29 protein-coding genes are annotated in these 26,052 nt (G+C 45.1%); 25 read left to right on the top strand and 4 right to left on the bottom strand.

The features are described 5' to 3' along the window. The first annotated feature begins 101 nt into the window (after positions 1-101). From topA to DFP81_RS04585, 3 genes are read left to right on the top strand one after another with little or no spacing between them, the layout of a single operon-like run. Positions 102-2,732: a type I DNA topoisomerase gene (topA, locus tag DFP81_RS04595; protein ID WP_115896576.1), complete on the top strand. Its 2,631-nt coding sequence runs from the start codon at positions 102-104 to the stop codon at positions 2,730-2,732. Then, the gene (locus DFP81_RS04590; protein ID WP_115896575.1) at positions 2,729-3,199 is read left to right on the top strand and encodes a DUF6586 family protein; all 471 of its coding nucleotides are present in this window, start codon (positions 2,729-2,731) and stop codon (positions 3,197-3,199) included. The genes topA and DFP81_RS04590 overlap by 4 nt, the downstream gene beginning before the upstream one ends. 2 nt (positions 3,200-3,201) lie before the next feature. Beyond that, on the top strand, positions 3,202-3,468 hold the full coding sequence (locus DFP81_RS04585; protein WP_115896574.1) for a hypothetical protein: 267 nt from the start codon (positions 3,202-3,204) through the stop codon (positions 3,466-3,468). 45 nt (positions 3,469-3,513) lie between these two features. On the opposite strand, the gene lexA is transcribed toward DFP81_RS04585, so the two are convergent. Next, positions 3,514-4,134 (bottom strand): transcriptional repressor LexA, encoded by a 621-nt coding sequence (lexA, locus tag DFP81_RS04580; protein WP_115896573.1) that lies wholly within the window; start codon positions 4,132-4,134, stop codon positions 3,514-3,516. Positions 4,135-4,204: 70 nt separating this feature from the next. Here lexA and dinG point away from each other — a divergent pair, with 70 nt between their 5' ends. From dinG to DFP81_RS04535, 9 genes are all read left to right on the top strand, one after another. After that, positions 4,205-6,328 carry an ATP-dependent DNA helicase DinG gene (gene dinG / locus DFP81_RS04575; protein WP_115896572.1) on the top strand — a complete coding sequence of 708 codons (2,124 nt, stop codon included), beginning with the start codon at positions 4,205-4,207 and terminating at the stop codon, positions 6,326-6,328. Positions 6,329-6,426: 98 nt separating this feature from the next. After that, positions 6,427-7,791: a DEAD/DEAH box helicase gene (locus DFP81_RS04570; protein WP_115896571.1), complete on the top strand. Its 1,365-nt coding sequence runs from the start codon at positions 6,427-6,429 to the stop codon at positions 7,789-7,791. Between the two features lie 24 nt (positions 7,792-7,815). After that, a complete protein-coding gene (locus DFP81_RS04565; protein WP_115896570.1) occupies positions 7,816-9,237 on the top strand; it encodes a protein adenylyltransferase SelO in 1,422 nt (473 codons plus the stop codon). Positions 9,238-9,276: 39 nt separating this feature from the next. Further along, positions 9,277-10,308, top strand: a complete 1,032-nt coding sequence (locus DFP81_RS04560) for an NAD(P)H-dependent glycerol-3-phosphate dehydrogenase (protein WP_115896690.1) — start codon at positions 9,277-9,279, stop codon at positions 10,306-10,308. Next, positions 10,301-10,582, top strand: a complete 282-nt coding sequence (locus tag DFP81_RS04555; protein ID WP_115896569.1) for a DUF4389 domain-containing protein — start codon at positions 10,301-10,303, stop codon at positions 10,580-10,582. The genes DFP81_RS04560 and DFP81_RS04555 overlap by 8 nt, the downstream gene beginning before the upstream one ends. Beyond that, a complete protein-coding gene (locus DFP81_RS04550) occupies positions 10,572-11,051 on the top strand; it encodes a SixA phosphatase family protein (RefSeq protein ID WP_115896568.1) in 480 nt (159 codons plus the stop codon). Before DFP81_RS04555 ends, DFP81_RS04550 begins: the two co-directional genes overlap by 11 nt. A gap of 51 nt (positions 11,052-11,102) precedes the next feature. Beyond that, positions 11,103-11,963: an alpha/beta hydrolase gene (locus tag DFP81_RS04545; RefSeq protein WP_115896567.1), complete on the top strand. Its 861-nt coding sequence runs from the start codon at positions 11,103-11,105 to the stop codon at positions 11,961-11,963. Positions 11,964-11,996: 33 nt separating this feature from the next. Next, positions 11,997-12,794: a DUF4892 domain-containing protein gene (locus DFP81_RS04540; protein ID WP_115896566.1), complete on the top strand. Its 798-nt coding sequence runs from the start codon at positions 11,997-11,999 to the stop codon at positions 12,792-12,794. Between the two features lie 11 nt (positions 12,795-12,805). Beyond that, on the top strand, positions 12,806-13,735 hold the full coding sequence (locus tag DFP81_RS04535) for a patatin-like phospholipase family protein (RefSeq protein ID WP_115896565.1): 930 nt from the start codon (positions 12,806-12,808) through the stop codon (positions 13,733-13,735). 55 nt (positions 13,736-13,790) lie between these two features. On the opposite strand, the gene DFP81_RS04530 is transcribed toward DFP81_RS04535, so the two are convergent. Next, entirely contained in the window at positions 13,791-14,381 is a 591-nt protein-coding gene (locus DFP81_RS04530; protein WP_115896564.1) for a Maf family protein, read from the bottom strand. Positions 14,382-14,497: 116 nt separating this feature from the next. Here DFP81_RS04530 and DFP81_RS04525 point away from each other — a divergent pair, with 116 nt between their 5' ends. The 7 genes from DFP81_RS04525 (at position 14,498) to fabF (ending at position 19,613) form a co-directional block, all read left to right on the top strand. Then, a complete protein-coding gene (locus DFP81_RS04525) occupies positions 14,498-15,043 on the top strand; it encodes a YceD family protein (RefSeq protein ID WP_245959081.1) in 546 nt (181 codons plus the stop codon). Positions 15,044-15,063: 20 nt separating this feature from the next. Continuing rightward, entirely contained in the window at positions 15,064-15,243 is a 180-nt protein-coding gene (gene rpmF, locus DFP81_RS04520) for a 50S ribosomal protein L32 (protein WP_013661159.1), read from the top strand. A gap of 11 nt (positions 15,244-15,254) precedes the next feature. Beyond that, the gene (locus DFP81_RS04515; RefSeq protein ID WP_115896563.1) at positions 15,255-16,196 is read left to right on the top strand and encodes a fatty acid synthesis protein; all 942 of its coding nucleotides are present in this window, start codon (positions 15,255-15,257) and stop codon (positions 16,194-16,196) included. Between the two features lie 2 nt (positions 16,197-16,198). After that, a complete protein-coding gene (fabD, locus tag DFP81_RS04510) occupies positions 16,199-17,122 on the top strand; it encodes an ACP S-malonyltransferase (protein ID WP_115896562.1) in 924 nt (307 codons plus the stop codon). A 41-nt stretch (positions 17,123-17,163) separates the two neighbouring features. Then, positions 17,164-17,898 carry a 3-oxoacyl-ACP reductase FabG gene (gene fabG / locus DFP81_RS04505; RefSeq protein ID WP_115896561.1) on the top strand — a complete coding sequence of 245 codons (735 nt, stop codon included), beginning with the start codon at positions 17,164-17,166 and terminating at the stop codon, positions 17,896-17,898. Between the two features lie 136 nt (positions 17,899-18,034). Further along, entirely contained in the window at positions 18,035-18,268 is a 234-nt protein-coding gene (gene acpP / locus DFP81_RS04500; protein WP_115896560.1) for an acyl carrier protein, read from the top strand. Between the two features lie 103 nt (positions 18,269-18,371). Beyond that, a complete protein-coding gene (fabF, locus tag DFP81_RS04495; RefSeq protein ID WP_115896559.1) occupies positions 18,372-19,613 on the top strand; it encodes a beta-ketoacyl-ACP synthase II in 1,242 nt (413 codons plus the stop codon). Between the two features lie 37 nt (positions 19,614-19,650). Here fabF and DFP81_RS04490 read toward each other — a convergent pair whose 3' ends face one another. Continuing rightward, entirely contained in the window at positions 19,651-20,058 is a 408-nt protein-coding gene (locus DFP81_RS04490; RefSeq protein ID WP_115896558.1) for a PA2817 family protein, read from the bottom strand. A gap of 62 nt (positions 20,059-20,120) precedes the next feature. Between DFP81_RS04490 and DFP81_RS04485 the strand changes: the two genes are divergently transcribed. Genes DFP81_RS04485 through queF form a run of 3 tightly spaced genes read left to right on the top strand, consistent with a single transcriptional unit; the run spans position 20,121 to position 22,640 of the window. Further along, positions 20,121-21,035, top strand: a complete 915-nt coding sequence (locus DFP81_RS04485) for an ABC transporter ATP-binding protein (protein WP_115896557.1) — start codon at positions 20,121-20,123, stop codon at positions 21,033-21,035. Positions 21,036-21,040: 5 nt separating this feature from the next. Further along, entirely contained in the window at positions 21,041-21,814 is a 774-nt protein-coding gene (locus DFP81_RS04480) for an ABC transporter permease (protein ID WP_115896556.1), read from the top strand. 10 nt (positions 21,815-21,824) lie between these two features. Further along, the gene (gene queF, locus DFP81_RS04475; protein WP_115896555.1) at positions 21,825-22,640 is read left to right on the top strand and encodes an NADPH-dependent 7-cyano-7-deazaguanine reductase QueF; all 816 of its coding nucleotides are present in this window, start codon (positions 21,825-21,827) and stop codon (positions 22,638-22,640) included. Positions 22,641-22,736: 96 nt separating this feature from the next. Here the strand turns inward: queF and bcp are convergent, their stop codons facing one another. Then, positions 22,737-23,186 carry a thioredoxin-dependent thiol peroxidase gene (gene bcp, locus DFP81_RS04470; protein WP_115896554.1) on the bottom strand — a complete coding sequence of 150 codons (450 nt, stop codon included), beginning with the start codon at positions 23,184-23,186 and terminating at the stop codon, positions 22,737-22,739. Positions 23,187-23,380: 194 nt separating this feature from the next. On the opposite strand from bcp, the gene dapA reads away from it, so the two are divergent. From dapA to purC, 3 genes are read left to right on the top strand one after another with little or no spacing between them, the layout of a single operon-like run. Further along, complete coding sequence (dapA, locus tag DFP81_RS04465) at positions 23,381-24,262, top strand: 4-hydroxy-tetrahydrodipicolinate synthase (RefSeq protein WP_115896553.1); 882 nt, start codon at positions 23,381-23,383, stop codon at positions 24,260-24,262. Then, the gene (locus tag DFP81_RS04460; RefSeq protein WP_115896552.1) at positions 24,259-25,284 is read left to right on the top strand and encodes a hypothetical protein; all 1,026 of its coding nucleotides are present in this window, start codon (positions 24,259-24,261) and stop codon (positions 25,282-25,284) included. The genes dapA and DFP81_RS04460 overlap by 4 nt, the downstream gene beginning before the upstream one ends. A gap of 36 nt (positions 25,285-25,320) precedes the next feature. Continuing rightward, entirely contained in the window at positions 25,321-26,037 is a 717-nt protein-coding gene (gene purC / locus DFP81_RS04455; protein ID WP_115896551.1) for a phosphoribosylaminoimidazolesuccinocarboxamide synthase, read from the top strand. Positions 26,038-26,052 lie beyond the last annotated feature (15 nt).

Below are 26,052 nucleotides of genomic sequence, written 5' to 3'. Positions count from 1 at the left end.
TTTGCTTAATATCAGCGCCCCGAAAGGCTAAACTACACTCACGTAGATTTGCAGACGTACATACATTTTGCAGACGGACTTAATAAGGCTTATACAGTTCAATGGGAAAATCACTGGTTATCGTGGAATCGCCAGCTAAGGCGAAAACCATCAATAAATACCTAGGCAACGATTATGTTGTTAAATCGAGTGTGGGTCACATTCGAGACTTGCCTTCGGGTACAACCGCAAAATCAACACCGCAGGAGCGTGCGAAACAAGCCGCCTTGACGCGTAAGATGAGTCCGGAAGAAAAGGTCGTATACAAGCGTCGCAAATCTCGCCAACAGTTGATTTCGCGCATGGGTGTCGATCCTGAGAATGGTTGGGAGGCGCACTATGAAGTGTTGCCAGGCAAAGAAAAGGTTGTCGACGAACTACGCCGCCTAGCCAAAAACGCTGACACTATTTATCTCGCAACCGATTTGGATAGAGAGGGGGAGGCTATAGCTTGGCACCTGCGTGAAGCCATCGGTGGTGATGACAGTCGCTATAAGCGAGTTGTTTTCAACGAGATTACTAAAAAAGCCATTCAAGCGGCTTTTGAAACGCCTTCTGAATTGGATATGGACCGCGTTAATGCCCAACAGGCGCGTCGCTTTTTGGATCGCGTAGTGGGCTTTATGGTGTCGCCTTTGTTATGGGCGAAAGTCGCACGCGGTTTGTCTGCAGGGCGGGTTCAGTCCGTGGCAGTGCGCTTGATCGTAGAGCGTGAAAAAGAAATTCGCGCCTTTGTCCCAGATGAGTTTTGGGAGCTGGACGCACAATTAAAGACGCCAGCGCAAGACACAATAAAATTTGCCGCGGTAAAGTATCAGGGCAAAGAATATCGACCAGAAAGCCAGGCGCAGTCTGATGAGCATGTGGCGCGTTTAGCACAAGCGAGCTATTTGGTTAGCAACCGTGAAGATAAGCCCACAAGCAGTAAACCTTCGGCGCCATTTATTACCTCCACCTTGCAGCAAGCGGCAAGTACCCGACTTGGTTATGGTGTGAAAAAGACCATGATGTTGGCTCAGCGTTTGTATGAAGCGGGTTATATTACTTACATGCGTACCGACTCGACGAATTTAAGTGTCGAGGCTGTTGATGCCTTGCGTGGTTATATCGTTGAGAAGTTTGGTAAAGATTATTTGCCTGAAGAGCCAATTCGTTATAGCAGTAAAGAGGGGGCTCAAGAGGCCCATGAGGCAATTCGCCCTTCAGACGTGACCGTGCGTCAGGAAGATTTGCTCAGCATGGAAAAAGATGCTCACCGTTTGTATGAGTTGATTCGTGCGCAGTTTATGGCGTGTCAAATGACACCAGCTTTATATACCTCGACTACGGTTACAGTGACCAGTGGTGAATACGAGTTTAAAGCCAAAGGGCGTATTTTACGCTTTGATGGTTACACCCGAGCAATGCAAGGTGTGGTGAAGAAAGGTGATGACAACATTTTGCCTGATGTATCGAAAGGCGAAACCTTGTCGTTAGAGTCTCTCTTGCCAGAGCAGCATTTCACTAAACCGACGGCACGTTTTAGTGAGGCGAGTTTGGTGAAAGAGCTTGAAAAGCGCGGCATTGGTCGTCCATCTACCTATGCATCTATTATTTCTACGATTCAAGATCGTGGTTACGTGCGGGTTGAAAATCGCCGTTTCTATGCTGAAAAAATGGGTGATATCGTTACTGAACGCTTGGTGGGTAGCTTCCATTCTTTGATGAATTACAGCTTCACAGCTCAAATGGAAGAGCAGCTTGATGCGGTGGCTGAAGGTCGTGAGAACTGGATAGAGGCGCTCAACGCTTTTTATAACGGTTTTAGCACCATGTTGGCAAAAGCTGAGGACCCAGAAGAGGGTATGTTGCTGAATGAGCCAACGCCAACTGATATTGAGTGTCCTACTTGTTCGCGCCCAATGCAGATACGTACGGCGAGTACTGGCGTGTTCATGTCTTGTTCTGGTTACGCTTTGCCTCCTAAAGAACGTTGTAAAGCAACCATCAACCTAACCCGTGGTGAAGAAGCGGTGGCGGTTGATGATGATGAAGCCGAGTCTAAAGCGCTTATTAACAAGCGTCGCTGTGAAATTTGTGGATCAGCAATGGACAGTTACCTAATGGACGAACATCGTAAATTGCATGTCTGTGGTAATAATCCAACGTGCCCAGGTTATGAGGTTGAAGAGGGAACGTTTAAAATTAAGGGCTATGACGGTCCGGTGCTTGAGTGTGATAAGTGCGGATCAGAAATGCAGCTTAAAACAGGGCGCTTTGGTAAGTATTTTGGTTGTACCAGCGAGACTTGTAAAAATACTCGTAAGTTGCTGAAAAATGGCGAAGCTGCGCCGCCAAAAATGGATCCAGTGCCGATGCCTGACCTCGCTTGTTTAAAAGTTGAGGACCATTATGTACTGCGTGATGGTGCGACAGGCTTGTTCTTGGCCGCCAGCCAGTTCCCACGCAAGCGTGAAACGCGAGCGCCATTGGTGAAAGAGCTGTTGCCTTATATGGAGCAGATTGACCCGAAATATCACTTTTTCGCGACTGCGCCGGTAGTAGATGGAGAAGGGCGTCCTACGATTGTTCGTTACAGCCGTAAAACCAAAGAGCAATATGTAATGACCGAAGAAGAAGGCAAGCCAACAGGCTGGAAGGCGTATTATGTTGGTAAGCAATGGGTGATTGAAGAAGGGAAGAAAAAGAAATGAGTGCAGCGACCCCAGCGAGTATCACCAACCAAAAGTTAGATTCGGCACGTCGCTTTTTGCGTCAAAGCCAAGAGGGAACGGAGTCTTGGCTTAATTCAGGCTTGGAGAGTGCGGCTGTCTTTCATTTGCGTAGTGCGCTGAACGGTCTTTTGCAAGAAGTGAGTCTGGCTTACCAGCTCACTTCTGGCGTGCAGTTAAGTGATTTGTTAGAGCAAGCACAGGCGAAAGATGTGGTTGTGCCTGTGCTGGTGGAGTTGCAAGATCTGTCTTTGCAATCTGGTTCTTGGTTGAATCAGCTTGAGCAGGCCTATTTGGTGCAATTTGAATGTCGGTCATCGACGTTTGCCCAAGCTGGTGATGCAAATTTAATTGGTCGTGGCGGTGATGACGGCGCATCGGTGAATTTGTTTTTATCAAAGCTTACGGAGTTGGTGTTGCGTTTTAGAGAAGAATCCTTAGAGTATTAAATATGAAAGAAGCCTATCTAGAAATTGTTGAGCTGGATAACGGCGACATTGTTTTGCGACCTGTTGGTGATGATGGTGAAGTGACTGAAGCTTTGGCCACGTTATCCATTTCTGATGATACAAAAAGTTATTTAAAAGAGCGTTATTTTGAATTGGCAAAGTGCATGTTTCATGCGGGCATTGATTTCATTTATTCTGAAGAGCCAGTTTTTGGTGGGGAAGCAGAAGCATTGGATGATATGGATCTAAGGCCTAAAATTCTTCATTAAAAAAAGGCGAAGTGCTTGCTTCGCCTTTTTTATGGCTTGATGAGATTAGATGGTCTGGCGAATCACGCCGACAGAGAGGCCTTCTATGGCAAACTCTTCGCTTTCTAAGTCGACAATGATGTCGTCAAATTCTTCATTCTCAGGTGCCAGTCGTATCACGCTGCCTTTCTGGAAGAAGCGTTTTACGGTTACCTCTTCGCCGATGCGAGCAACGACAATTTGTCCATCGCGAATGGTGGTGGTTTTATGTACCGCCAGTAAATCGCCTTCCATAATGCCGACGTTTTTCATGCTGGTACCAGAAACAGAGAGTAAGTAATCTGCTTTGGGTGAAAACATGCTAGCTGGCACGTCGACGTGAGAGGCGATATTTTCTTGTGCGAGAATCGGAAAGCCAGCGGCCACTTTACCAATCACAGGTAAGCCGGATTCAATCACTTCAACGGGGGCAGGCTCTTCAAGTAAGCGAATGCCTCGGGAGGCACCGGAAAGCATTTCTATCGCGCCTTTTTTAGCGAGTGCTTTTAGGTGTTCTTCAGCTGCGTTGGGGGATTTAAATCCTAGGCGACTGGCGATTTCTGCGCGTGTCGGAGGAAAGCCTGTTTCGCTGATAAATTCGCGAATGGTTTCTAGTACGTCAGATTGTCTGTTGGTTAATTTAATCATAGCGCCATCTGGTTGTTTATACAGTAACTGTTATTATATACAGCATTATTCAAGATACTCAATAAATTAAATGCTTTCAGACGAACTAAAAAAACAAATTCATCTTGCTTACCGTGCCTCATTGGAAGCAAAGTCCCATAAACCAAGGGTCGGTCAGCGACAAATGATCGGTGCGATTGCTCGTACCTTGGGTTCTATTCAGCGGGACAGTGAGGGCGAGCGTTTAGGTGAGAAACACGTAGCTGTTGTTGAGGCAGGTACTGGTACGGGCAAAACCTTATCTTATTGCCTTGCCGCGATTCCCATCGCTAAGGCGCGTGGCTTAAAGTTGGTTATTTCCACTGCCACCGTTGCCTTACAAGAACAAATTCTCCATAAAGAATTGCCAAACCTTCTTGAGCATACCGAGCTAAGCTTTAAATATACCTTGGCCAAAGGGCGTGGACGTTACCTTTGCTTAAATAACTTAGAGGGTTTTTTAAGCACCGAAGAGCAAGGCATTGAAGATATGTTTGCTGGCTTGTTTGAGCAGCATTTGCAGTCTGATGATGTGAATACGCCGCTTTACCAAGAGATGGATGTGGCACTCTCTAAAGGCGAGTGGGATGGTGACAAAGATAACTGGGAAGGCATTATTCGTGATCAAGATTGGCGGCGCCTGACCACAGATCATCAGCAGTGCACGAATCGTAATTGTGCCAATTATTCGGCTTGCCCATTTTTTAAAGCCCGTGGCGAAATTGAAGATGCTGATGTGATTGTTGCAAACCATGATTTGGTTTTAGCGGATTTGTCGCTAGGTGGTGGGGCGATTTTAACGCCGCCTAAAGACACTATTTATGTGTTTGATGAGGGGCATCATTTGCCAGATAAGGCAATTGGCCATTTTCGCCATGAAGTGCGTTTGCAACAAAGTATTAGCTGGCTGCGTCAGTTGGAAAAAAACCTCGTAAACTTAAAACAAGAGTTGACGGATGATGTGAGTTTGACGGGGCAGCTGCTGTTAAAAATTCCTCAGCAAATCCAGAGTATTGTGAATTTCCTGCAGTATGCCCAACAAGGCTTGGCGCCCTATATTCAAGGTTTAGGCCTAGATCAAGAGAATAACCAGCATAGGTTTGAGTTTGGCGTGATTCCGGATGAATTGCGACAATTGGCCTATAGTTTGCAAACCTCTTATCAAAAGCTGTTTAATAATATTGAAAGCATTCAGGATGAATGTAAAAAAACCAAACAAAACGAAGGTATGGGCGTTACCCCAGAAACCGCTGAGACTTGGCAGCCTATTCTTGGGGTTATTTTGGGGCGCTTGGAGCAAAGTGTCGAATTGTGGCGCCTTTATTCTGCCGTTGATGATGAAAAGTACCCACCCAATGCGCGCTGGTTAGTGTTAACAGGGCAGGGAATGGAGCAAGACATCGAGCTTGGTGGTTCGCCAATACTCGCGGCTCATACTTTGCGTCAACAGTTGTGGGATAAGTGTTTTGGGGCTGTGGTGACGTCGGCTACTCTGACTGCACTCAATCAATTTCATCGCTTTAATATGCGTTCAGGGGTGCCTCAAGAAAGCGAATATCTTCGCGTATTAAGTCCGTTCGACTTTCAGCAACATGGTTTGTTGGTGATTCCTGATATGGAAAATGAGCCTAACCGAGTGGAACAGCATACAAAAGAAATTGTGCAGTACCTAGATAAACAGGTGAATGTGGAAAAAGGCAGCCTGGTGTTGTTTTCTTCGCGTCGTCAAATGGAAGAGGTGGCTCAGTCATTAAAACCTGCGCTGCAAGAGGTTCTGCTGATGCAGGGTGAGCAATCGAAGCGTGTTATTTTGGATTCGCATCGGGCCCGCATTGATGATGGTAAGGGGAGTTTGTTGTTTGGCCTAGCCAGTTTTGCCGAAGGGGTGGATTTGCCGGGTGATTATCTCACCTGTGTGTACATTGCCAAAATTCCTTTTGCGGTGCCTGATGATCCGGTGGAAGCTACCTTGGCGGAATGGATTCAAAAACGAGGGGGCAACCCATTTATGGAAATTACTATTCCGGATGCCTCGTTGCGTTTAGTGCAAGCTACAGGTCGCTTGTTACGCAGTGAGGCGGACAGTGGTGAAATACATATTTTAGATAAGCGATTGCGCACTAAGCGCTATGGGCAGCAGCTTATAAATAGCTTGCCACCTTACCGACAACAATAACTTAGAAAAAGCAAGGGGTGATAAAGGCCGGTCATTTAGGTACACTCCACGCAACGATACATAAACGTAAAAAACATAAGAAGCATATAGATTCCAATATGGAAAATCAAAATACAGAAACTGCATCAGAGCAAAAACCAAAAGCCAAGCGTCCACGTCGTTCTAACAAGCGTTTTAAGGCTGAAAATTCAGCCCCTGGAAGCGAAAAAAACACGACAGGAAGTGTCACTAAGTCCGCGCCTCAGAGCAAGCCTAGTAAGACTGGGAATGTCTGGTCAATTGATGACTTTAAAGTGCCGGAAGTTGAGGGTAAGACCCGTTTTCATGACCTAAACCTTCCTGATCGCGTGTTAAAATCCATTCAAGAAATGGGCTTTGAATACTGCAGTGAAATACAAGCTGAAACCTTACCTATGACCTTGCAGGGTTATGATCTGATTGGTCAGGCGCAAACGGGTACGGGTAAGACTGCGGCTTTTTTGATCGCAATGATCAGCGACTTTTTGGATTACCCGCTGAGCGAAAAGCGCGCGAACAATTTGGCGCGTGGCTTGATTATCGCGCCGACACGTGAGTTGGCTTTGCAAATCGCTGATGAGGCGATCAAGCTAACAGAAAACAACCATCTAAATGTGGTTGCTTTGGTTGGTGGCATGAGCTACGAGAAACAAAAGCGACAGTTAGAAACTGAAAATGTAGACATCTTAGTTGCGACGCCTGGCCGATTATTGGACTTCGCACGTCATAAAAAGGTGTTGTTGAATCAAGTGGAATGTTTGGTTCTAGATGAAGCGGACCGCATGCTTTCTATGGGGTTCATTCCTGATGTGAAAAGTATTATTCGTATGACGCCTCATAAAGAGAAGCGTCAAACCATGCTTTTTAGTGCGACTTTCCCTAAAGACATTCAGGCCCTGGCCACTCAGTGGACCTATTTCGCTAAAGAAGTGTCGGTTGTGCCTAAAGAAGCCACCAACAAAAATATTGATCAAGTCATTTATACGGTAGAAGCGGAGCAGAAATGGCCGGTTCTTAAGCAATTGATTGAAGACAATGGTAATCAAAGAACCATTATTTTTGCTAATCGCCGTGATGAGACCCGTGATCTTTATGAAAAATTGAGAAAGGCCAACATCAATTGCGCCATTTTGTCTGGTGAAGTGGCTCAAGATAAGCGTGTTAAAACCCTAAAAGGTTTTAAAGATGGTGTCATTCAAGTCCTAGTGGCAACAGATGTGGCTGGCCGTGGGATTCATGTTGATAATATTGAGCTTGTGGTTAACTATGCTCTGCCAGAAGACCCTGAAGATTACGTTCATCGTATTGGACGTACCGGTCGTGGCGGCGAAATGGGCAAATCTGTAAGTTTTGCTAGTGAAGATGATGCCTTCCTAATTCCTGAAATCGAAAAGGTTGTCGGGGAAAGTATCCGTTGCGAGTACATGGTTAACACCTCAGTATAATAATTTCTATCTAAGTGAGTGCCTATGAAATTAGAACATCACTTTGCCGAGCTAGGAGAGGCGTTTTATGCAAAAACGTCGATCCAGCCTCTCCTCAAGCAGCGTTTGGTTGAATTTAACCAGACGCTAGCTCACTCTTTATCTATTGATATCAAATCCCCGCAAACGAAACGTATCCTAAGTGGCGAAGTTGCGCTAGCTGACTCATTAAGCATGGTCTATGCCGGTCATCAGTTTGGCGGTTTCTCCCCTCAGCTTGGTGATGGTCGTGGTGTTTTGTTAGGGGAGGTGCGTGACGCTCAAGGCGGTTTGCATGATTTGCATATGAAAGGCGCTGGGGCCACCCCGTTTTCCCGTCGGGGTGATGGGCGGGCGGTATTGCGCTCTTGTATCAGGGAGTACCTAGCCAGCGAATTTATGCAGGCGATGTCGATTCCAACCTCTCGCGCATTGGCGCTTTATACAAGTTCTGAGGCCGTTTATCGTGAGCAGCCTGAGCCAGGCGCTATGTTGTTGCGTACCGCACAAGGCCACATTCGATTCGGCCATTTTGAGTACTTCTTTTATCAGGGAAAAGAAGCTGAACTCAACCAGTTGATAGAATATTGTTTGAGGTATTATTATCCTCATTGCTTGGCGACAGACACACCTTTGGAAAACATGTTAATAGAGGTGGTTGAGCGCACCGCTAGAATGATTGCTAAGTGGCAAGCGCTGGGGTTTCAGCACGGTGTGATGAACACGGATAATTTCTCCTTTACGGGAGAAACGATCGATTACGGCCCTTATGGTTTTATGGAAGATTACCAGCCTGATTGGGTGTGTAATCATTCCGACTATGAAGGGCGCTATGCCTTTTCACGTCAACCTGGCATAGGCTTATGGAATCTTAATTGTTTGATGCGTTGTTTCTCAAAGCATCTTGAGCGCGATCAACTGGTGGCTATTTTGCAGCGCTATGAAATAGCCTTGCAGACTCATTATGAAACATTGATGGCTGCTAAATTGGGTTTACAGCCTGGCCCAGAGACGAATGATTTACTGTCTTCCCTGTTGGCTATCATGGCCTCTGAAAAAATGGATTACAGTCTCTTCTTTCGCTTGCTAAGTTATTTGTCTGCGGATGAGTTTGATCTGATTTTAGATGAAGTAATAGACCGGGAGCGGATGAGAACTTGGCTCTTTACTTACCAGCGGGCGAGATTAGACAGTGGCCAGAGTTGGTCTCAAACGCGTTCAGCGATGTTGCAGGTTAACCCTAAATTTATATTAAGAAATTATCTTGCGCATGAGGCAATAGAGGCCGCAGAACAGGGTGACTTTTTGCCGTTCCGTCGTTTGTTGTCTGTATTGATTGCGCCATTTGAGGAGCACGACGAATCAAATAGATTGGCACAGCGAGCGCCAGAGTGGGGGCGTTCATTAGAGGTAAGTTGTTCATCCTAATGTTAATTAGGTGCTATTTTTTTTGAAGAGAAAGGGATGATGAAAAAACAATCAGTCTGTGTGTTGGGTGGTGGTAGTTTTGGTACTGCGTTGGCAAATATTATGGCGAATAATGGACACCAGGTCAGCCAGTGGATGCGTAACGAGCAACAAGTTGAAGAGATTAATTTAACTGGGCTAAATAGTCGTTATTTGCCGAATGCGCCATTACACCAAGAATTGTTAGCGACCAGCAATTTAGAGCAAGCAATAAAAGAAAGTGACACTATTTTTGTTTCAATACCATCGAAATCGTTTGCTCAAGTGGTTGAACGTATAGAGCCATTATTAACGCCAGATAAAATGCTCATTAGCACAACCAAAGGTTTTAATCCCAATCATTTTGAACTTATGAGTGATATTTTGCGTCGTAACAGTGTGACGCAAAAAATCGGTGTGCTCAGCGGTCCGAATTTGGCAAAAGAAATTGCTGCAGGGCAAATGACGGGGTCGGTCATTGCAAGCGACGATGAGTTACTTAGAACACGAGTTATTGAGCTATTAAAGTCGCCTACGTTTCGTGTTTATGAAAATGCCGATAGTACTGGTGTTGAGCTGGCTGGGGCGCTAAAAAATATTTATGCCATTGTCTGTGGTTTGGCCAAGGCTTTGCAAGTGGGCGAAAACACCATGGCCATGATTATGACGCGCAGTCTAGCGGAAATGAGTCGCTTCGCGGTTCATTTTGGTGCCAATCCAATGACATTTTTAGGGTTGGCCGGCATGGGGGATTTGATCGCAACTTGCAGTTCGCCGTTAAGTCGTAACTACCGCGTTGGTTTTGCGATTGGTTCGGGGAAAGACTTACAGGCGGCGGTAGAAGACATAGGTGAAGTCGCAGAGGGTGTGAATACTTTGCGTATGGTGGTGGAAGAGGCGAAGAAACACAATTTATACATGCCTTTGGCAGAGGGCTTGTCTAAGCTTCTTTTTGAGCAGGCAAAACTGGAAACGCTGATCGGATCTATGATGACTGGCGAACAAAAATGGGACGTTGAATTCGCAACGTATGAGGAGAATAAGCATGGCTAAACCAGGTTACGCAAATCAGAGCTTTTGGTTTCGTTTGATTTTTATGTTGTTTTACTGGTGTGTGCTCAATGTGGCTATCACTGTTTTTGGTATTTTGGTTGTGGTTGTCAGTGTGGTGAGGTTGTTTACTCGTTCAGAGCCAATGACACTTTCTGCCTGGTTGCGTAGTTTGGGTGTGTTCATGCTGCAAATTATCGATTTTCTCGCCTTTAACCAGGAGGAAAAGCCTTTTCCTTTCCAGCCTTGGCCAAAAGGTGACAAGAATGAGCAATGATAAGCGTCTCTACGTATTACGACATGGTAATGCGTTTGCCCATGGATATGAGCAGGATGCGCAACGTGAGTTGACCCCTGAAGGGGTTGCTGAGGTTGTGCAAACGGCGCGGGCTTTTAAAGAGAAAGGGGAAGTGCTCGATGCGGTTTATGTGAGTCCTTATGTGCGAGCTCAACAAACCGCACACCATTTTTTGGCCGAGCTGGCTCAAGATGGACTAACTCCTCAGCCGTGTCCTTTGATCACACCCAGTGGTAAAGAGCTGGACGTGGCGCTATGGCTGAACGATCAAAAAGCTCATTCTATTTTACTTATCACTCACCAGCCCTTTGCTCATCAATTGGTGGAGTTGCTGTCAGATGAACCATTGCCAGCCAGCTTTGCCATGACCACGGCTGCCATGGCGGCCTTAGAGGGGGAGTTGTTTGCAACGGCATGCTGCCAATACCGTTGGCAAATACGTCAGTGACAGTGATTGTCATGGCGAGGCGATGGTAGGTGTATATTTAAGGATGTAAGTATGGGGCAAAATGTTGTTTTTAATTTGGCGCATACCAAAATTGCAGGGATTCAATGGTTGTCGCAAAACCCCTCTGCACTAAAGGTTCTGTCACTTCATGGCTGGTTAGATAATGCGGCCAGTTTTCGTTCGTTGTCATTTCATTTGTCAGACTTTAATCATAGTGCGCTGGATTTTGCTGGTCACGGTTTCTCTGACCATAGGCCGGATGGCTGTTTTTATCATCTTTGGGATTATGTATTAGATACAGTGAGTGTGCTCAATCAATCCAATCAAAGTAGTTGGTTGATTGGGCATAGCATGGGCGGGGCAGTTGCCATGATGGTGGCAGCCGTCGCACCTGAAAAGGTACGAGGTTTGATCCTATTGGATAATATGGGGCCGCTGACAGGAGAGCCTGAAGAGCGCGTGTCTACTTTGCAAAAATCAATTCGTAAAATGAGTAAATATCGAGCGGAGCGATTTTCGCGTTATGTATCAAAAGAAGAGATGGTGTTTGCCCGGATGAATGGCTTTACCTCCTTGTCCTATGACGCTGCGTCCCTGCTGGTTGAGCGCGGTGCGCGACAAGACGTTGATACTTGGTCGTGGCGACACGATGGGAAACTGACCTTGCCATCACCATTTCGTATGGATGAGGCCAGTGTTGATGCCTTTATTTCGCAGATTAAATGTCCCGTTTTGGCATTAATTGCAGAGCAAGGGGTCTATGAAAAGGCGGACTTTTTGGTTGAAAAGCGTGCCGAACAATTTTCCTGGCTTACACTTAAGAGGGTCAAGGGAAATCATCATTTTCATCTAGAGCCGGAAACGGCGGCTGCGGTTGCTGGTGAAATCCAGGCGTTTATTGATCTTAATTAGCAAGATTATTCTAATAACAAAAGGAAGGTATATATGATCAGAGTTAAGCAGGTGATATTGGCTTGTTTTGCGTTATTTGTAAGTTATGCCTTTGCAGATATTACCCATGTTGAAGCTTATCGAGGCGCTCAACTGGTGAAGAGTGAAACACTAGACAATCAGGCGTTAGAGATTCCCCTAGGTAAGATTCAGCGTTCAGGGCGAGGTTGGGAGCCTGAGTCGGTGTTGCGAGTTTCTGGGTCTGTGTTCCGTTCGCTCTACAAAGTAGAGCGAAATGTACCGTTAGAATCGGTTTTTGCCTATTACAAAAGTACTTTGCTGGCGGACGGGCAAAAAGTTATTTTTCAATGCGAAAGTCGCAGCTGCGGCAGTAGTAATGCGTGGGCTAATAACTTTTTCAATAATTATTTATTGTATGGCGCTGACTCCACTCAGTTATTGATGGTGGTGCAAGACAGTCATGATGATTATCAGGTTATTTACATCAATCGGCGCGGTGCCGGCGACATCATGATTCGCTTGGACAGTATCGCCTTGATGGTTGCGCAAGATGCAGAGTTTGAGGTGGCGGCGCAAATGGCAGTCAATGACTTTCCTAGGATTCGTCGTTTCCTTCGTGATTTGCCTAATGGGCAGCGTGTGGTTGGTTTTGTCACAAGCGAAAGGGGAGGTGGCGAGTCTGCTATAGCGCAAGGTGATCGTTATATTGATGCTTTAATCTCTGCGGTGGGGGATCAGCTCAGTCAGCAGGTGCGTTTTATCAATGTGGCTGATATGGGACGTGATTTACTTGGTAAGCATCGTGTTTCCTTTGTCTATGTGACTCCCTAATTGGATGGCTTATGAAAAAAACAGTGTCGCTTGTGTTGGGCAGTGGTGCTGCCCGTGGTAACGCCCATATTGGGGTGATTCAGGCCATTGAAGATCATGGTTATGAGATTGTCGGGCTATCAGGTTGCTCGATTGGCTCGATTATTGGAGGGGTGTTCGCAGCAGGTAAAATTCATGAATACAGTGAGTGGGCACGCTCCCTGGATAAAGTTCGTGTGTTGCGTATGTTGGATATGTCATTCCGACATGGTGCCTATATTAAGGGGGATCGATTTTTTCAGGTGATTGAAGAGATGTTGGGTGATGCGCCTGACATTGAGTCGCTTACTATTCCTTATACTGCTGTGGCTGTGGATTTGCTTAATCAGAAAGAGTTTTGGTTTCAAAAAGGCAGCTTAATCAATGCCATGCGGGCATCTTCCGCTATTCCTTCTGTGGTTGCTCCTGTGCAGCTTGGTCATCGTATTTATGTTGATGGTGGGGTATTAAATCCATTACCCATTATTCCGACTGTGTCAGCTGGTGCCGATTATATCATTGCGGTGGATCTTAATGGGCCAGCACAAGAGCTGACCACGGAAACCCTGGTGGCGAAAAACAATGAGCCAGAATGGTGGTCTGGATTTAAAGGCCTGTTTTCGAAGAATCGCAGTGACGAAGAAATAGAAGCGCGGAATTTAAGTAAGGCCGGACCAGAAAGTTGGGGGCGCTTGCAAACCATCAATATGATGTTTGAAACCATGCAAGAGTCGCTCACGCAATACAAGCTAGCTGGCTATCCACCCGATTTATTAATTTCCATTCCTAAGGATTTCACCTCTTTTTACGAGTTTTGGCGAGCCGACGAACTGATTGACTTCGGTTATGAGGTGACGGCCAAAGCTTTGGATGATTTAGCTTCTCCTAAAGAGAGCTATCACTCTTTTCCTAAAGGCTATTAGAGATAGTCTAATCGCCTTTCTATTGTGTCTGTGTGTCTTGATAGAGGGCTGGCTGTTATAACAGAGGGTTTACCCCATATTGGCGTAGCATGTTGCACAGATTGATAAGGGGAAGGCCAATTAGGCTGTTTGGGTCGTCTCCTTCCATTTTGCTGAATAATGTGACGCCAAGCCCCTCGCACTTAAAACTTCCTGCGCAGTTTAGTGGGGATTCTAGGTAGATATAGCGTTCAATTTCGCTCTGAGCGAGCTGACGGAAAAAAACCTGATATTCGCTTAATGCATATTGGTACTCATTATTGCTGCTGTCGAGTACGCATAAGCCGGTTAAAAAAGTTACCTTGCGTTCGCTAAAGCGAGAAAGTTGTTCGATGGCTTTTTCTTTGGTATGCGGTTTTCCCAGTATTTCTTGATCCAATACCGCCACCTGATCTGAAGCAATAATTAATTCATTTGGAGCTTGGCGATCGGCTTTGACCTTTTGGGCTTTCGAAATGGATAAGCTTTTTACCAGTTGAGCTGCTGTTTCGTACTTGTGTTGTGTTTCGTCAATGTCGGGTGAATGGCATTCGAATGTAAGATTTAGCCGTTCGAGTAAGCTCCGGCGATAGGGAGACGATGAGCCCAAAATCAATTTTTTAGTCATACATAACTCGCTGATTCATGAGATAAAGTCATTATTTTACGTTTTTTTCTCTCGGAAAGTGAAAAACAGTGAAAAAAAAGCCATTGAGTGCAGTTAGACTTTGACAAGAAGGGCAAGTGACCATATTATTTGCCGCCATGTTGAATGACTCATTACCTAAATATTTTGACCCTCGTAAATACGCTAACCACGAGTCAGCGATTGAAGGGTACTTGCCCCTTAACCAGCTTAAGGAGCTTTGTGCTATCTTGGCGTCGGATGAGGGTGATGCTTTTATTCATCTAGACTTTAGAGTTGATGAGGATAGGCGCTACATTGCTACTGGCTCTCTGAAGGCGACGGTACAGGTTGTTTGTCAACGCTGTATGGAAGCTGTACCTCAGGAGTTGTCGGTCGATTTATCCTTGGCTTTCGTTTATGACGAAGACCATGCGAAAAATATACCGAGTGATTATGACCCTGTTGTCATGACCGATGGTGACGTAATCCTAGCAGATATGGTCGAGCAAGAAATTATACTTGCTTTGCCTATTGTCGCTTATCACGAAGAAAGTGGTTGCAACCCAACAGCTGTAAAGTATGCATCGTCTACCGATGACGCACCGGATGACGAAAAAAAACCGAATCCATTTAGTATATTGGCTAATTTAAAGGCCAAGTAAAAAGTTAGGAGCTCCAAGAAATGGCAGTACAAAAAAGTAAAGTGACTCGTTCACGTCGCGGCCAACGCCGTTCACACGATGCATTGACTAGCGCAACGCTTTCTGTAGAACAGACTACTGGTGAACTTCACCGTCGTCACCACGTTTCTGCAGATGGCTTTTACCGTGGTCGTCAAGTTATCACCCCTAAAGGTGAGTAACTAATTTACCCATGATCAGGGTAGCATTAGACGCGATGGGCGGGGACTTAGGTCCCCGCATTGCATTTGAAGGAGCGCTCCACGTTCTTTCCCAGCATGATGATGTAGAGATTGCTCTCTATCATTCCCCCAGCTCAAATTTCGAGCTTCCTCCTCTTTGTGATCGTTTATCTTTGGTTCTTTGCCGTGATGTGATTGAAGTGGATGAAGAGATCGTTCTTTCGCTGTTCCGTCGCGATGGCAGTACGCTGTTTAAAGCACTTCATAGTTTGAGTGTTAAAGAAGCTGATGTTGTTGTTACATTAGGCAATACCGGTGCTATGGTGGCATTGGCCAGGCATATTTTAGGGGTTATTCGGCCTAAATTATATCCAGCATTAATTCGAGAGCTGCACTCCAATCCATTACGTTGTTTGGTGGATCTTGGTGCCAATGTGCATTGTCCCCCATCGATGCTTGAGGGGTTTGCTGAACTTGGCGCTGCCTATGTTGAGGCATTAAGTGACGAGTTGCCCAAAGTGGGTTTGTTGAATGTTGGAGTGGAAAGTTCGAAAGGCAGTTCAGTGATTCGTGAAACGAATGCGCGCCTCTCGTTAAAAAAATGGCCAGACTATTTAGGTTACGCTGAAGGAACAGAACTGTTTCATGGTGAAAAGAATGTTATTGTCTGCGATGGTATGGTGGGCAATGCGGTGCTCAAGGCGTCTGAAGGCTTGTTATCATTTTTGTTAGGGCAGTTAAAAGAGCAGGGCGGAGACGGATCGCTTTTTGAGACTTTTTACCAAACAAAGCATCAACATGGGGCTTGCCTTGTGGGGGTGAATGGGAATTTGGTAAAAGGTCACGGTCGATCAGATTTACAAGCGATGATTGGCGCGATTGAATATGGAATTGATATAGCGCGAGTGGATTTGGCGACAGCCGTTCGTAAGCGCCTAGATAACGAGGAATAGAAATGAATAATGAATTGGCTTTTGTTTTTCCAGGGCAGGGCTCTCAACAGCTGGGCATGCTAGCTGATTTGGCTGAGAAGCATGACATTATTGAGCAAACTTTTGCACAAGCTTCTGACGTTCTTGGTTATGATTTGTGGGCGTTAGTGCAAAATGACGCTGAGCAATTAGGTCAAACAGATAAAACTCAGCCAGCCTTGCTAACAGCGAGCGTGGCTTTGTGGCGTTTGTGGGAGCAGCAAGGTGGTCAAAAGCCAGCTTATGTGGCGGGTCACAGTCTTGGTGAATACTCGGCATTAGTTTGTTCGGGTGTGATTGCTTTTGCAGATGCGGTTGAGTTGGTTAAACTGCGTGGTGAGTACATGATGCAAGCAGTACCAGCTGGTGAAGGCGCAATGGCCGCGATTATCGGCTTGGATGATGATAAGGTGATTGCGGCGTGTGAAGCGGCAGACGGCATTGTTAGTGCGGTTAATTTCAACTCTCCAGGTCAAGTGGTTATTGCAGGTCATGTGGCGGCTGTTGAGGCGGCCATGGCAAATGCAAAAGAGGCGGGTGCGAAAAGAGCCTTGCCGCTGCCTGTGAGCGTACCATCTCATTGTGAATTGATGATTCCCGCAGGTGAAAAATTGGCTGCGAAATTGGCTTCTATTGAATTCAATGCGCCGACTTGTACTCTCGTGCAAAATGTAACTGCACAGGCTGTGTCTGATGCACAAACAATTAAAACCAACTTGGTTTCTCAGTTAAGTGAGCCTGTGTTATGGACGCAATCTATTGAGTTGTTGTCTAGCTTAGGGGTGACAACAACGCTTGAGTGTGGTCCTGGTAAAGTATTAAGTGGTTTAAATAAGCGTATCGTTAAAGGGCTTTCTGCGTCTTCTCTAGGGGATGTAAGTGGCTTTGAAGCGGCAGTATCTGCTTAATTTAAAATGGTATACGTTTAGGTTGAAAATTGGAGACAATAATGAGTCTGGAAGGCAAAATTGCCCTAGTGACTGGCGCAACTCGCGGTATCGGTAAAGCGATTGCTTCTGCTCTTGTTGAGCAAGGTGCAACGGTAATCGGAACCGCGACAAGTGAGTCTGGTGCGCAAAGTATTAGCGAGTATTTGGGTGAAAATGGTAAAGGCTGGGTTTTGGATGTGTCCTCTTCAGAATCCGTTGATGCCGTAATCAAAGAAATCAATGCTGAGTATGGTGCGCCAACGATTTTGGTTAACAATGCCGGCATTACTCGTGATAATCTAATGATGCGAATGAAAGAAGATGAGTGGGATCAAGTAATTAACACTAATCTTTCTTCAGTATTTCGTGTTACAAAGGCTTGTTTACGTGGCATGACCAAGGCAAAATTCGGTCGTGTTATTAGTATCAGTTCTGTTGTGGGTTCTATGGGGAATGGTGGTCAAACTAACTATTCCGCAGCCAAAGCAGGGTTGGAAGGATTTAGTCGCTCATTGGCGGCTGAGATTGGATCTCGTGGTATCACGGTAAATTGTGTTGCTCCGGGATTCATTGAAACGGACATGACCAAGGTGCTTCCTGATGAGCACAAAGCGAAATTGGTAGAAAAAGTGCCTGCTTCACGCCTTGGTCAACCAGAAGAAATTGCGGCAGCTGTTGCATTTTTAGCGTCAAATGGCGCAGGTTACATCACTGGAGAAACATTACATGTCAATGGTGGCATGTATATGTCGTAATTTGAGTTGAATTTTATATAGAATTCAACGAAAATACGTCTCCGGTTCATGTTGAGAATCACGCCTTTTATTTTAGGTAGTCGAACATTACAATACGCTCAAAATGAGCTATTAACGAGTAGAGTAGGAACTTCTAATGAGTAGCATTGAAGAACGCGTTAAAAAAATCGTTTGCGAACAGCTTGGTGTTAAAGAGGAAGAGGTTGTATCTTCAGCATCTTTCGTAGATGACTTGGGTGCAGATTCCCTTGACACTGTTGAGTTGGTTATGGCTCTTGAAGAGGAATTTGATACTGAAATTCCTGATGAAGAAGCTGAAAAAATCACTACAGTACAAGCAGCGAACGACTACATCAACGCTAACTTGTAATTCTTTGGTGAATTGAGTTTCCCGAAAAGCCGCTTGTATTCTATACAGCGGCTTTTCTTATTATTAAGTCCCTGTCTAAAGGGCGGTTTTCTGGAGGAATCCTATGTCTCGTCGTCGGGTTGTGGTCACAGGAATGGGAATGGTGACGCCCCTTGGCAACAATGTGAAAGATACGTGGGATAACGTATTGGAAGGTAAGAGTGGTGTGTCTGATATCACATCATTTGATGCTAGCCAATTTTCCACTCGTTTTGCGGCGCAGGTTGAAGGCTTTGATGCCACTCAATATATGAGTGTAAAAGAAGCCCGCAAGATGGATCTCTTCATTCAATATGGTATTGCTGCGGCAGTACAGGCATTAGAAGATGCCAATCTCAATGAGCAAACGGCGGATTTAACACGAGTAGGGTGTGCAATTGGCTCGGGAATAGGTGGTTTGCCTATGATCGAGAAAAATCTACACTTACTGAATGAATCTGGCCCTAAGCGCATTTCACCTTTTTTTGTACCAGGCGCGATCATTAATATGATTTCTGGTCATGTGGCGATACGGTTTGGCTTTAAAGGGCCGAATATTTCTATCGTAACAGCTTGTACAACAGGTACTCATAATATTGGTATGGCCGGTCGCATGATTGCCTATGGTGACGCTGATGTCATGATAGCCGGCGGTGCCGAAATGGCGATCACTCCACTTGGTATTGGTGGTTTTGGTGCAGCGCGTGCATTATCGACGCGTAATGATGATCCTAAAACGGCCAGTCGTCCGTGGGATAAAGACCGTGACGGTTTCGTTATGGGAGATGGTTCTGGCATTCTTGTGCTGGAAGAGTATGAGCATGCAGTGGCGCGTGGCGCGACTATTTATGCTGAGTTAGCCGGTTTTGGTATGAGTGATGATGCCCATCACATGACGGCGCCGCCAGCAACCGGTGAAGGTGCTTTATCAGCCATGTCTGCGGCCCTGAAAGATGCCCGTATTGCACCTCATGAAATTGATTACATCAATGCTCATGGTACCTCGACTTCAGTCGGAGATTTGGCGGAAAGTCATGCAGTCAAGTCTTTAATGGGAGCTGATGCATCGGATGTGGCGATTAGTTCAACAAAATCCATGGTTGGTCATTTGCTGGGTGCGTCAGGAGCGGTGGAGTCTATTTTCTCTGTGCTGGCGATTCGTGACCAAGTGGCACCACCGACCATTAATTTGGAAGAACCGAGTGAGGGCTGCGACCTAAACTATGTTCCATCCACGCCGCAAAAACGAAAAATTGATGTGGTGCTAAATAACTCATTTGGGTTTGGTGGTACAAACGGAACCTTGGTGTTTAAGAAGGTCTCCTAGTGGTTTTAGGGCAGAGTCATCTGCCCTGATTGGTTGGTCAGTGTATTTGGGTTGAGTCGCCTCTTATTAAGCTGATTTGTTCAGCAATATCATATTCTTTTTCTTGAGTGTCTAACTCATAGAGGTGTTCTTCCAGTTGCTGGTACAGGGCTAATTCTTCGTCGCCCAAGAAGTGTAAGCATTCACCGCCTATAAACCATAATAGTTCTCGCTTAATAAGCGGTACTAAATTAGCGTAACAGCGGATAAAACGGGCAAGAAGTTCTTGTGCATCAAACACATATTGAGTGTCGTTGGCTTGTATGTTAAGGGTCAGTTGATCCCACTTTTCTAAAAAGTCGATTTCTTCTTCCGCGAGATCTTGTTGATCGAATGGGGAGTGCTCAGAGATGCGCTGACGTAATTCTGTGCATGCATTGAAAATATATTGATTGCGTGTTTCCACAAAAAAAACCTATTCAAATAAATAACGATTAAGTTGGCGGTAGCCTAACGAGACTCATAATTATGACATATGCAATCGAAATAAGTGACCTAAAAAAACGCTATGATGGTGGCTTTGAGGCACTTAAAGGTGTCGATTTAAAAGTAGAAAAGGGCGACTTCTTTGCTTTGCTTGGACCAAACGGGGCAGGCAAGTCGACCACTATTGGTATTTTATGTTCTCTGGTTAATAAAACGTCAGGTCGAGTGTCCATTTTTGGTGCCGACATAGACGAAGATTTTGCAAAAGCTAAGAAATATCTAGGTGTCGTGCCGCAAGAGTTTAATTTCAATGTTTTTGAGTCTGTCTTTAATGTTGTTGTGACTCAGGCTGGTTTTTACGGAATTAGCAAAGAAGTTGCTGAGCAAAGAGCAGAAAAGTACCTGAAGCAGCTTGGGCTTTGGGATAAAAAAGACGCTCAGTCAAGAATGTTATCTGGTGGTATGAAGCGTCGCTTGATGATTGCTCGTGCTTTGATTCATGAGCCTGAGGTGTTGATCTTAGATGAGCCGACCGCTGGGGTTGATATTGAGCTTCGCCGCTCCATGTGGGAGTTCATTAAAGGGCTAAATGAACAAGGTACCACTATCATTCTGACCACCCACTATTTGGAAGAAGCTGAGCAGCTTTGTCGAAATATTGCGATCATAAACAGTGGTGAAATAGTCGAAAACACCAGTGTAAAAGCGCTATTGAAAACGCTTAATCAGGAAACCTTTATTCTTGATTTGGATAACAGTGTTGCACCAGATTGGGCGGTAGAAGGTTATCGGATTGATAGGTTAAATGACGCTTCTACGATTGAGGTAGAGGTCATCAAGGGGCAATCCCTAAACCGTGTTTTTAGTGCCCTCGATGCTGTCGGTATTAATGTCTTGAGCATGCGCAATAAATCCAACCGACTTGAAGAACTCTTCGTCAAACTAATTAAAGGCTAAGCTGAATGAAAAATTCTGAACTATTTATCGCTTTTTATACGATATTGCGCCGTGAAATTCGCCGCTTTATGCGTATTTGGCCGCAAACCTTGCTGCCGCCTGCGATTACAATGTCGTTGTATTTTGCCATTTTTGGTCACTTCATCGGTGGCCGCATTGGTGAGATGGATGGCTTTAGCTATATGCAATATATCGTGCCAGGCCTGATCATGATGTCGGTGATCACCAACTCCTATTCGAATGTGTCTTCTTCATTCTTCTCGGCTAAGTTTCAGCACAGCATTCAAGAGCTGTTAGTTTCACCGACGCCGAATTGGGTGATTTTACTTGGTTATGTATTAGGTGGTGTGGCGCGTGGTTTGTTCGTGGGCTTGATTGTGACGCTTTTGTCGCTGTTTTTTACCCATTTGACCTTACATAATGTATTCCTAACCGTGTTGGTTGTGTTGCTGACGGCCATTATGTTTTCGCTAGGGGGCTTTGTGAATGCTATTTATGCGCGTAGCTTTGATGATGTGTCCATCGTACCAACCTTTATTTTGACGCCCTTAACGTACCTAGGTGGGGTGTTTTATTCTATTCATTTGCTACCGGAATTCTGGCAACAGTTATCCTTATTAAACCCTGTTTTGTATATGGTGAATGCTTTCCGTTTTGGCATTCTTGGTGTATCGGATATCAATGTTTATTGGGCTCTGGTTATTGTGTGTGTGTTTATCGTTGTTCTGTTCTCGTTTGGCCTGCATTTGCTGAATAAGGGCAGAGGTATTCGTAACTGAGGAGTTAACTATGGGCTTTTTACCCTTGGGTCAGCAAACAGAGTATGTGTCAGAATACGATGCTGGCTTGCTCTATCCTATTGCTAGAGTTGATAAATGGGCTGAGATGGATATCGAGGCTGAGCGCTTGCCTTTTTTCGGTGAGGACATCTGGAATGCCTACGAGGTTTCTTGGTTAAACTTGAAAGGTAAACCCATTGTTGCATTAGCAGAGTTTCGTCTGCCTTGTGATTCACCTAACATAATCGAGTCTAAATCCTTTAAGCTGTATTTGAATTCGTTAAATCAAATGCGTTATGAGTCTTTCGCCGATGTGCAGCAGTTGTTAGAAACCGACTTGTCTAATGCAGCAGGTGCACCCGTTACAGTGATGTTGCGCGATGTGGATTCAATGGCGGCGCTTGTGGTATTGACACCAGATTATTGCATAGATGAATTGGATGTTGAGATTGATGAGTATCAACCTAATGCAGAGTTATTGACGGTCGATGCGTCGCAAGGTGTGGTTGAAGAGCGCTTGGTCAGTCATTTGTTGAAATCCAATTGCCCAGTGACTAATCAGCCTGATTGGGGGTCGGTATTTATTGATTACAAAGGTGCTAAGATAAATCATCAACAGTTGCTGAAATACGTTATTTCATTTCGTGAGCATACGGATTTTCATGAGCAATGTGTTGAGCGTATTTATATTGATATTATGCGTTACTGCAAGCCGGAAAGTCTCACGGTTTATGCGCGTTATGTGCGTCGTGGAGGGTTGGATATCAATCCTTACCGTAGTTCCGCACCGTTAGTGCTTGGCAATGATCGACTGACGCGTCAGTAGGATTTTATTGCTCGCTTAAGTTTCTGGAATGATAAAACCCCGCCCTCATTTCGCTTGATGAGGGCGGGGTTTTTTATGCTTCGAAAAGAGCGCTGTTTAAGCGATGATTTGCGCTGTGTGGTCTTTGGTTTTTACTTTTTCAATGATGTCACTAATGGTGCCTTCTTCGTCAATGACAAAGGTCGTTCTGACGGTGCCCATGTATTCTTTGCCCATGAATTTCTTTAATTGCCAGGTGTCATAAAGGTCGTGAACCAAATGCTCAGGATCAGAAATAAGTGAAAAGGGTAGCTCGTTTTTGGCAATAAAGTTTTGATGACGTTTTTCTGAGTCAGTACTAATGCCAAGCACTACGTAGCCTTTTTCAAGCAAGGTTTCATAGTTGTCTCTTAAATTGCAAGCCTGTGCTGTACAGCCAGGAGTAGAGTCTTTCGGGTAAAAGTACAAAATGACTTTTTTGCCGCGGAATTGACTCAGCGTAATGTTTTCTCCGTGTTGATCCTTAGCTAAAAAGTCCGGTGCACTTTGGCCAATTCTAGGTGCCATGATTTACTCTCCGATATTGCAATGTTTGGTCATAAAAAAGCTTCAATATTATAAGCTTACCAAGACATTTGAAAAAAATCCTCTGGAAACAAGGCTTCCTTGTAATTTACTCGCGCTTTACAGCTCTGCAATATTGTTAAACGGGAGTCCGAACGGTACTATATGCTCGCTTATTATTTTATTGGAGGCTCGAAATGATCACAGGTAGTTTAGTCGCTCTCATTACCCCTATGACAACGAATGGAGCGGTGGACTCAAAGAAGTTAGATGATCTTGTAGAGTTTCACATTTCACAAGGGACCCACGGTATTGTTGCGGTGGGTACAACCGGTGAGTCTTCTACATTAACGCCTGAAGAACACTCCAATGTCATCCGCCAGGTTATTAAAACTGTGAATGGTCGAGTGCCGGTTATTGCAGGAACTGGGGCGAATGCTACCCATGAAGCAATCGACCTTACTCAGGCGGCAAAAGACGCAGGGGCAGATGCTTGTTTATTGGTCACACCTTATTACAACAAGCCGACGCAAGAAGGCTTATACCAGCATTTCAAAGCGATCGCTGAAGCGGTAGATATCCCACAAATTCTTTATAATGTCCCCGGCCGTACTGCCTGTGATATGCAAAATGAAACGGTAGTGCGTTTGGCATCGGTGAATAATATTGTGGGTATCAAAGATGCTACTGGCAATATAGAGCGTGGTGAAGCGCTGATACAATCCTTGCCAGAAGGTTTTGCCGTTTATTCAGGTGATGACCCAACAGCAGTGGCGCTTATGTTATTAGGTGCTAAGGGAAACATTTCAGTGACGGCAAACGTAGCGCCTAAAGCGGTTTCACAAGCAGCAGAATTTGCCTTAGCTGGCGATGCAGAAGCCGCTTATGCAACAGATCAAAGTATTGCCCCGCTGCATATGAATTTGTTTGTTGAATCTAATCCTATCCCAGTTAAATGGGCATGTGCTCAGCTTGGCTTATGTGAGAACAGCATACGTCTACCATTGACCGTGTTATCAGAAGCGCATCATGAAGCAGTGAAACAAGCAATGGTGCAAGCAGGAATCCTTTCTTTATGAATAAAACAACGATCAAGTTAGTGGGTATCGGTGCATTATTTTCTGTGTTGTCTGGTTGTAGCACTGTGCTCAAGGATAACTCGGATGACTATCGTCATGACAAAGTAAACAGCGTGGTATTGCAAGCACCAGAAGGTTCGCTGCGAATTCGTGACGATTTAGTGATTCCCCATGAAAATGACATCGCTAATGTGGCACCAAATTCTAAATTTACGGTACCCAGAGCTTCGTTTGTTTTTTACCCGATGGCAAAAGTTGATGTCCGGATGGAAGCCAATCGAGTGGTCTTGGATGTGCCAGCGACTCTCACTGAATCCAAGAAAATGGTAAAAGATTTTCTGATGGCCTTGCATGGCGATGGGGAATCGATTGCCAGCGATACAGATACTCAGATCGTTAGTGTGCCTTTTCAGTTTGTAAAACAAGGGTGGTGGGCTTCGGTTTGGAATCATGTATCACGTGAGTTCCCAGAGCAAATTGTGTTCTCCTTTTCTTTTACCAAGTCTGAACAAGGAACGCTGGTTGGCGTTCAATATCGAGTAGAAGACCGTGGAGAAGCGACGACAGATTGGTTGAGTCCAACCACTCGTAACGACATGTATGCCGACACATTGCGTTTGTGGGGTGACATGGCGAGACAACTTAATAAGAAAACAGTGTATTTGTCTGAACAAGGCGGTAAAGCACCGTTTCATGTTTGGATCGATCATCGTGGTGTATTGGCGATTCATTTAGACCCAACGCAAAGCGTGCAGAATGCATTGTCAAAGCAATTGAAGGCGGCGAGCTTAGCCCCTGTAGCTGGTAAAGAAAACACCCTTACGGTGATGCCTTTAGTAGCAGGCAAAATGGACGCGGTTGCCCCAAACCCAACGCCAGAACAGAGCGCTGCGTGGGATGAAAGTGAATATCACTATTCTATTATTCATCAAAAAGCAGGTGATTTCTTGGTGATTGATGTGACGTCCTCGCCAACACCTAAAATAACCTCGTTTCTTTTAGCGCAGCGTTTTGTAAAATAAAGTTTAACCCTCACAGCAAAAACCGGAGATTCTCCAATGGAAAAACGACAAGAGCTATATGCAGGTAAGGCAAAATCTGTATTTAAGACAGATGATCCTGACAAAATGGTTCTAGTGTTTCGTGATGACACATCGGCATTTGATGGAAAAAAAGTCGAACAGTTAGATCGTAAAGGCATGGTGAACAACAAGTTCAACGCCTTCATTATGAGCAAACTACAAGAAGCGGGTATTCCGACGCATTTTGAAAAGCTATTGAGCGATACCGAGTGTCTTGTTAAATGCTTGGATATGATGCCAATTGAATGTGTTGTTCGTAATGTTGCCGCCGGCAGCCTTTGCCGTCGTCTAGGTGTCGAAGAGGGTCTGGTACTTAACCCACCAACTTTTGAACTGTTTCTTAAGAACGACGCATTAGGCGATCCTATGATCAACGAAGCACATGTTGAATCATTTGGTTGGGCTAAAGCAGAAGATCTTGCTAAAGCCAAAGAGCTTACATATAAGGTGAACGATGTGCTTAAAGCGCTGTTTGCTGAAGGTGGCATGACTTTGGTTGATTACAAACTTGAGTTTGGTTTGTTTAAGGGTGAAGTCGTTTTAGGCGACGAATTCTCTCCTGATGGCTGCCGTCTATGGGACGCTGAAACCAACGAAAAACTAGACAAAGATCGCTTCCGTCAGGGTTTAGGTGGTGTTATTGAGGCTTACGAGGATGTAGGTCGTCGTATCGGTATCGATTTCGACGCTTAATACTGGGTGACGCCA

Source organism: Marinomonas pollencensis, from assembly GCF_003387375.1.
Taxonomy (GTDB): Bacteria; Pseudomonadota; Gammaproteobacteria; order Pseudomonadales; family Marinomonadaceae; genus Marinomonas; species Marinomonas pollencensis.
Note: the sequence above shows the minus strand (reverse complement) of the source record. Positions and strands in the feature narration are given on the sequence as shown.